The sequence below is a fragment of the Microcystis sp. M049S2 genome (assembly GCF_020245625.1).
GTDB classification, from domain to species: domain Bacteria; phylum Cyanobacteriota; class Cyanobacteriia; order Cyanobacteriales; family Microcystaceae; genus Microcystis; species Microcystis ichthyoblabe_A.
Genome location: NZ_JADBUN010000248.1, coordinates 1 through 8,263, shown reverse-complemented (window position 1 = coordinate 8,263; position 8,263 = coordinate 1). Strand labels below are relative to the sequence as shown.

The 8,263-nt window shown below is 45.3% G+C and carries 5 protein-coding genes; 2 read left to right on the top strand and 3 right to left on the bottom strand.

What is annotated here, in order from left to right; genetic code table 11:
• The coding region (locus tag IM496_RS19435) for a zinc ribbon domain-containing protein (RefSeq protein ID WP_287662973.1) at positions 1 to 343 on the top strand (343 nt) is incomplete at its 5' end.
• A 221-nt stretch (positions 344 to 564) separates the two neighbouring features.
• Here the strand turns inward: IM496_RS19435 and IM496_RS19430 are convergent.
• The 3 genes from IM496_RS19430 to IM496_RS19420 form a co-directional block, all read right to left on the bottom strand.
• A complete protein-coding gene (locus IM496_RS19430) occupies positions 565 to 1,557 on the bottom strand; it encodes an aldo/keto reductase (RefSeq protein WP_287662971.1) in 993 nt (330 codons plus the stop codon).
• 51 nt (positions 1,558 to 1,608) lie between these two features.
• Complete coding sequence (locus IM496_RS19425; RefSeq protein WP_287662970.1) at positions 1,609 to 4,674, bottom strand: efflux RND transporter permease subunit; 3,066 nt, start codon at positions 4,672 to 4,674, stop codon at positions 1,609 to 1,611.
• Between the two features lie 223 nt (positions 4,675 to 4,897).
• Positions 4,898 to 6,358: an efflux RND transporter periplasmic adaptor subunit gene (locus tag IM496_RS19420; RefSeq protein WP_287662969.1), complete on the bottom strand. Its 1,461-nt coding sequence runs from the start codon at positions 6,356 to 6,358 to the stop codon at positions 4,898 to 4,900.
• Between the two features lie 263 nt (positions 6,359 to 6,621).
• On the opposite strand from IM496_RS19420, the gene IM496_RS19415 reads away from it, so the two are divergent.
• Positions 6,622 to 7,992: an SUMF1/EgtB/PvdO family nonheme iron enzyme gene (locus IM496_RS19415; RefSeq protein WP_194013343.1), complete on the top strand. Its 1,371-nt coding sequence runs from the start codon at positions 6,622 to 6,624 to the stop codon at positions 7,990 to 7,992.
• Positions 7,993 to 8,263: the final 271 nt, after the last annotated feature.

The following is an 8,263-nucleotide window of genomic DNA, read 5'->3' as shown; positions in this document are numbered from 1 at the left end:
TCCTCATTCAAGGTTTATCGAACAACTTACCTATAAAGCAAATTTAGTAGGAATAGAGGTCAAAACAACTAATGAAAGCTATACCTCTAAATGTAGTTTCTTAGACTTAGAGTCTATTCAAAAGCAAAAAAGCTATTTAGGAAAGAGAATTAAAAGAGGACTATTCAGAAGCTCGTCGGGTTATTTCTATGGAGCAGATATTAATGGTTCCTTAAATATTGGAAGAAAGGTAGTCGGAGAGGCCGTCTTTAGCGGGAATCCGATAGAGAGGTTCGTAGTTAACCCAGTACGGGTCAAAGCGTACAAAGCTAATTCTAGATGCAATATTTGCGTACAGAATTAGTAACTATTACTTAGGGTTTGCTGAATAAATCTAGAAACCTTTTTGGATAATATCTTTAGGCTTTTTTAGCCTCAAAAATTGCCAGTTCTTCGAGTAATCGGGGGGAAATTGGCTCTCTTATTCTTTGTCTGATCAGTTTAACTTATAAGCGATCAATCTTTGTGTCCTTTGTCTCTTTGTGGTTCGTTCCACACCCCACCAACAAGCTTTTTCAGCCAACCCTACTTAGTTTGAAAGATATTTTGTACCATTTTTTTATCCAAACCAGCGGCAATTTTATCTAATTCTGCTATTTCCCCACTGTCTAAACTCCATCCTAAAGCCCCTAAATTATCCTCAGCTTGTCGAACATTTTTAGCTCCGGGGATGGGAATTGTTCCCTTACAGATACACCAATTTAAGGCAACTTGGCTAATAGTTTTATTTTTAGCTTGGGCGATAACTTCTAGGCAACTAATCAGAGGAGAAATAGCGGGAATTAATTGACCAAAAAGGAAGCGACGTAATCCTGGGGGTAAGTTTTTATTATCTCGATATTTCCCCGTTAATAACCCCAAAGCTAAGGGACTATAGGCAATAATTTTAATACCCAATTGATCACATAGTTCCTTTAATCCTAAGTCAGTGAGAGGATAGGTAGAAAGGAGAGAATACTGTACCTGTAAACTGGTAATAGGAATGCCGCGACTGGCAAACTTTTGATAGGCAGACTTCAATCTTTTCGGTCCAAAATTGGATAAACCGACTCCTTTAACTAACCCCTTTTCCAGACAATCCCCCAATCCGTCTAATAATCCTCCCTCCTGCCATGGCGCATAATTGCCCGTTGACCAGTGCATTTGCACTAAATCCACCGGGCGGCCTAATCTGGTTGCCGAAGCTTGACAAGCTTTCACCATGGCATGACGGGTTAAACGCCAAGGATAAGGGGCGAGTTTGGTGGCAATACGGATATGATCAGCGTTATAACTGGTATATTCCCCTGTAAAGCGTCCTAATAGCTTCTCACTCTGTCCGTTGAGTTTGCCTGTGCCGTAGGAGTCTCCCGTATCAAATAGGGTGACACCCCGCTCGACGCAGAGATTAAAAACCGCTTGTAACTGGCTATCCATACTCTCATCATAACCCCAGAGAAGACGATTTCCCCAGGCCCAAGTACCGCAGCCCATGGGGGGAAGGGATAGAGTTTGATGTGTGACTGTCAAGGGATTCATGGGTTAGTTTCTCTGGGTTTTTTCTCAAGCTTTCAGAGAGATATTTTACTACTAAATCGACGTGGGTTTTTGTTTAACAAATAATCCCCGCAACCAATAGTAAAAACTATCGATATAAGTAAAGATTACCGGCACAACCACCAAAGTTAACAGGGTGGAAGTGGTAAAACCACCAATAACAGCAATTGCCATCGGTGCGCGAATTTCCCCATCTGCACCCAAAGCTAAAGCAATCGGTAACATCCCGGCAATTGTGGAAACGGAGGTCATAATAATTGGTCGTAAACGAGAGACTCCCGAATCAATCATCGCCTTAAATTGCGGTTTCCCAGCCTCAATGCCACTCAGGGCAAAATCTACTAACAGAATCGCATTTTTAGTGACTAACCCCATCAGTAAAACTATGCCAATTAAAGCGTATAAACCTAACTCTTTTTGGGTAATTAAAAGAGCGATTAAAGTACCACCAATCGATAAAGGAAGGGAAGTTAAAATCGCTAGGGGATAGAGAAAATTGTTATACAACAATACCAGAATCCCATAGATAGAAATAATTGCTAAACTTAACGCCCCCAAAAAACGAGCGAAGATATCGCGCATAATACGAGCATCGCCAAAGGGTTCTTCTGTCACCTCTGGGGGTAGGTTTTTCATGATTGGTAAAGCGCGAATTTGTGTCACCGCACTTCCCAAAGAAACTCCCTCTAAATTAGCTCCAATATTAACCTGACGTTGACGGTTAAAGCGTTGAATTTCCGCAGGTCCACTACCTAAGCTAATTGTCGCCACCGAGTTAAGCGGAACTAACGTCCCATTACTGCTAGGAACGCGCAAATTTTGCAGATTTTCTATCTCACTGCGTCCATCATTGGCAATTTTCACCCGGATGGGAATTTGTCGGTCAGCAAGGTTAAATTTAGCTAAATTAAACTCATTATCGCCGATTAAAGCTAAAGATGCAGTACGGGCGATCGCTCTGACCGAGACTCCCTGATCAGCAGCCCGGACGGGATCCGGTTGAATAATAATCTCTGGTTTAACTAAACTTACCCCGGAACTGACCTCGACAAAACCGGGTAAAGCCCGCATTTCTCGCTCTAATTTTTGGGCAGTTTGGGTTAAAATATCGCCATTTTCACTTTTTAAGACAATAGCTACATCTTTACTACTTCCTGCTCCCCCCTGCGCCCGAAAAGTCACTCTTGCCCCCGGTATCTTCTGGAAATCCCGACGGGTTTGTTCCTCAAATTGCCGTTGAGTGAGCGATCGCTGTTCCTTAGGAACCAAATTAACATATATTAAGCCCGTATTTATCCGTCCCGAATCTCCCGGAATAGCCAAAACATTAGCGACGGCGGGATTTTTTTGCAGTAAACTATTCACCTGATTGGCCACGGCAACAGTATCATTCAAAGTCGCACCGGGAGGCAATTCTAGGCTTATGGTACTTAATCCAGTATCCCCGGAACTAAATAATCCTTTTGGAATCAAGGGAACTAACTGTAAACTACCGATAAAAAAGGCCAAAGCCGCCAATAAAGTCAGGATTCGATGACGTAAAGCCCAAGTTAACAAACTTTTGTAGGGACGAAAACGGGGGCGCGAGGAGGGATTACTATCACCGGTTTTGAGCTTTTTCGGCTGTAAAATATAGGCACTTAACATCGGGGTGACGGTGACAGCGATCAAACTGGAAAATAGGGTAGAAACCGCCACCGTAACGCCGAAAGGTTGAAAGAATTGGCCCGGCACACCGCCCATAAAAGCAACCGGCAGGAATACCGCCATAATTGCCGCCGCACTGGCTAAAACGGCTAATCCAATCTCTTTTGAGGCATCAAAGGCCGCTTGCAGGGGTTTTTTACCCATAGCTAAATGTTGATCGATGTCCTCCACCATACACACCGCATCATCCACCAGATTACCCAAAGCTAAAGCTAACGCCAGTAGAGTCATGCCGTTAAGGGTATAATTCAGGGACTGCATCACCCAAAAAGTCGGGAAAATCGACAAAGGCAGGGCTAAACCCGTGATAATCGTGGCGCGCCAATTGCCTAAAAATAGACCCACCGTGATCACCGTCATCATACAACCAATCAGGAGATCGCTAAGAAGGCTTTCGTAACTAGCACGAATTGAGTCAGCACGGGTAAAAATTAATTGAAATTTAATATCTTCGGGCAGTTTTTTCTTTAAATTCTCGATTTCTTGACGTACTGCTGTTTCTACCGTCACCAAGGTGCTGCCAGTCCCCCGTAGAATCGAAAAACCCACCACTGGCTGCCCATCTAAGAGGGCCATTTGTCGAGGATCACTGGAACTATCGCTAACTGTCCCTAAATTGCCTAAGGGGACGGTATCACCGTTAGGTAAAGAGATTTGATAATTTCTTAAATCTTCGATCGTTTCAGCGCTGCCGAGGGTGCGGACAGTTTGTTCACTGCCGGCGATTTCCGATCGCCCTCCGGGTAAATTAATATTAAAACTACGAATTTGGTCATTAACCGCCGTGGCCGTGATACCGTAGGCGATCAGACGGCCGGGATCTAAATCTACACGCACTTCTCGATCGACTCCCCCAACGCGATCGACTCGTGCTACCCCCGGCACTCCCGTTAAAGCGCGGCCAATTTGACGATCAACTAGATCACTTAATTCGGCGATCGATCTTTTCGGGGAGGAGATGGTATAGTTCATCACCGCACCCCCGGCAAATTCTAAACGTTGGACAATTGGATCATTAGTATCTTGGGGTAAATCCTGCCGAATTTGCGCTATGGCATTGCGTACATCATTTGTAGCGCGATCGCTGTTAGTGCCAAGGATAAAGTTAACGGTGGTGGTGCTGCTGCCTTCGTTAACGGTAGAAGTAATTTGATCGATATTACCCAAAGCAGCCACCGCATCCTCGACTTTTTTGGTGACTTGGGTTTCCAATTCCTCAGGACCGGCGCCGGGTTGATTAACGGTGATAATCACGGCCGGAATGTCAATATTAGGAGAGCGATCGATCCCTAATCCTAGAAAGGCAATGTATCCCATTAAGGCCATAACCAGGGAGATCAGGATCGTCGGAATGGGATTTTTGATAGACCAATTAGAAATATTAAAAGCCATAATTTCAGTTATCAGTTATCAGTTATCAGTGGGTAAGTTATCAGTTACCAGATGTGAGTTTTCAGTTACCGGTTATCAGTTATCAGTTATCAGATTTGAGTTTTAAGTTTTAAGTTTTGAGTGAGCAGTATATATTAAGTGAGCCTGATCAAATGGCAGTTTGCTACTGTCTTTTCACCGATCACTGATTACTGTTTACTGATCACTGATCACTGATTACTGATTACTGATCGCTGATTGCCGTAATTTTGTCGCCATCACCGAGATAGGCTGCCCCTTTGACCACAATGCGATCGCCTGCTTGTAAACCGGTGAGAATTTCCACGCGGTTATTGGGCATAATTTGACCTAATTGCACAGTTTTGGCGGTAACGGTGTTATCAGGTTCCACTAAATAAACTAGAGCTTGATTATCTTTTTGAGGTAAAACTGCGGTCATGGGGACGGTTAAACTATTGCTAGTATTCGTCACGATCGCACCTCGTAAAAACATCCCCGGTTTTAACCCTGTATTGTCGGTTAAATCGACTTTAACCGTTGCCTGACGAGATGCCTCATCGACGATGGGATTAATTTCGCGCACCTGTCCCGATAATTTTAAACTGGTATTAGCATCGGAAGTGATAGTAACGGGCGCTCCGACGCGGATTAAGGGCAATTGATTCTCAGGAACCCGCAATCTTAGCTCTAAACGCCCATTTTCGATGATTTTAAAGAGAGCATTTTGACCGTTGGTGGTGTCCCCGATGCGGCCATTTCTTTCGGCAATTTTGCCACTAACTGGGGAAATCAGGCGCGTCTCGTTTAATTGGGCGTTAACAATGGCTAAACGGCTTTGAGCTTCCGCTAATTGGGCTGTAGCTTGGGCGATCACTTCGGGACGATTGCCAGCTTGCAATTGTGCCAGTTGCTGCTCTGCTTCTCCTAAACGAGATTGGGTCTGTTGTACGATCGCCGCTTGCTTTCTTTCTTCGTTGAGGACTTCATCGAGACGATCCCGGGCGATCGCTCCTTCCGCTTCTAAACTTTGGTTTCTCTGGACCCGTTTTTTAGCCAAATCCCAATCCGATCGAGCTTGACTAATTTCGGCTTTTATGCGTTGAATAGTTTGTTTAGCTCCAGCGATCTCCTCTTTACGGCTCCCCGCTTGCAATTCTGCCAAACGCGCTCGGGATTGGGCGACATTAGCCTGTGCTTGGGTTAATTGCGCTTGTAGGACGGTATCATCGAGACGAGCCAAAATTTGACCTTGGCTAACGATATCACCCTCATCGACAAAGATTTCTTTGATTTGTAGTCCCGTCGCTTGGGAAAGAATCGGGATTAATTCATCGGCTGCCACGCTTCCAGTCGCTTTCAGGGTGCGGGCCACGGGAGTGGATTCTACCCTAGTGGTGGTTACTGTTTGTGCTGGTGCCTCATTTTTTGCCGCTACGGGCTGAGTATTGGGGTTTTGGGCTGTTTGGGGTCGATTAGCGAAACGAGTCGCCCCCAGGGTCAATAAAACCCCCAATCCCACACCGATAAATAAACCCTTTCCTCCCGATAGCCAAGAGTTGGTTTTTGTCGGTTTTGGCGAGTATTCGGGTTTCTCTGGCTCAATTTCGGGTTTAAATGCGATAACTTCGGGAACTAGCGAATTATCGGCTGAATGCTGGTTATTTTCTAGGGTATCTGGCCGCACGGTCTGCCCTCTCGGTAGATTCTGGATAAAATGTTAAGTTTTGTATCCATTTATAATCTAACGGAAAAAGGTCGCGGGTGGGGAAAGTGAGAAAGTGGACTTGCTATAAAAATCCCAAATTGTCCTGGTTGGTGAGGAATCAGTAGTTAGGAGACTCCGAGACAGGAGAATTAAGAATGAGTAATAATCAATTAAATGGTTTATTTAGAGATTTTCTGCCAGTTAATCTGGCTCTCCCCTACTTGTGGTCATAAGAAAAAGTTATGAAAAAGTCAGAGATCCAAATTTTCTTGGCCCATGCCAGTGAGGACAAACCAGCAGTTTTGGCACTGTATAACCGCCTCAAGCAAGCGGGATATAAACCTTGGTTGGATAAAAAAGACCTGATTCCGGGTCAAATTTGGCGAGATGAAATTCCGAAAGCGATTAAAGCTAGTCAGATTTTTCTCGCCTGTCTGTCAGGGAAATCGGCTAATAAACAGGGATACATCCAACGGGAGTTGAGGATTGCACTTGATACCTTCGGAGAGATGCTACCGGGGACAATTTTTTTTATTCCCATGAGGTTAGAAGAATGCGAAATTCCTGATCTGCGAATGTCAGAAGTTGGCTTGAATCTGCGAGATATTCACCGGCTTGATTATTGGGAAGAAGACGGATTTGAGCAACTAGAAAGAGCAATTGGCTATCAGTTCAAGCTTGAACCGGAAGAGCCAAAACAACCCGTAATCGTTCCAGAAGAGCCAAAACAACCGTTATCAGTATTTAACTTTGAGATCGTGGGAGTAAATGCGAAGGGTGAGCAAATCAAAAAAGAGTCGAAACAGTCCCAATATTTCAGCGAAGATTTGGGCAACGACATCACCTTAGAAATGGTTGCCATACCGGGGGGAACTTTCCTGATGGGAACAGAAGACGAGGAAATCGAAAGACTGGTGAAAAAATTTGATTGGGAAGGATTTAGATGGGAAAGACCTCCACATCGAGTAACCGTTTCTTCTTTCTACATGGGACGTTATCCCATCACCCAGTCCCAGTGGAAAGCGATCGCCGCAACCGCTAAAATAGACATCGACCTAGAGACAAACCCTTCTAAGTTCAAAGGGGATGAGCTACCCGTAGAAAGTGTCAACTGGTATCAAGCAACGGAATTCTGTAAACGACTATCAAGGGAAACAAAACGGGAGTATCGGCTACCGAGTGAAGCGGAATGGGAGTACGCTTGTCGTGCTGGAACCACCACCCCATTCTACTTTGGGGAAACCATTACGGGGGAATTGGCTAACTATGATGCCAGCGAAACCTACGCTGATGAACCCAAAGGAGAATATCGAGAAGAAACGACTCCTGTGGGACAATTTCCCCCCAATGCCTTCGGACTGTACGATATGCACGGCAATGTCTGGGAATGGTGCGCCGATACTTGGCACGATAATTATGATGGTGCGCCGACGGATGGCAGTGTCTGGATAGAAAATGGTAATGATAATCGTTCTCATCTGCGGGGCGGTTCCTGGGGCTTCTATCCTTATGCCTGCCGTTCCGCGTTTCGCGACGACGACGGCGACCGCCGCGACAACCGCGACGACTATGACGGTTTTCGGGTAGTCTGCGTATTCGGGAGAACTCTCTAACCCTTTTCCCTTTTTCCCCTTTTACCCTCATTCCCTATTTTTTCTCTTTTCTTTTCTTTCCCGCCCTTAGGCGGGTCGATTTTGTAGGGGCGAACTGTGGTCAGTGAGTTTATCGAACTGCGTTCGTCCGCCGGCAATAATCGGGTTAATCACGGGATTGGGGTTTTTTGGGGTTTTTTGGTGGGGGTTGGGCGCACGCGGTGCGCCCCTACGGGTTTGGGGGTGGTTTTTGGAGGTTTTTGGTTTTTTTGGGGGATTTGGGGGATTTGGG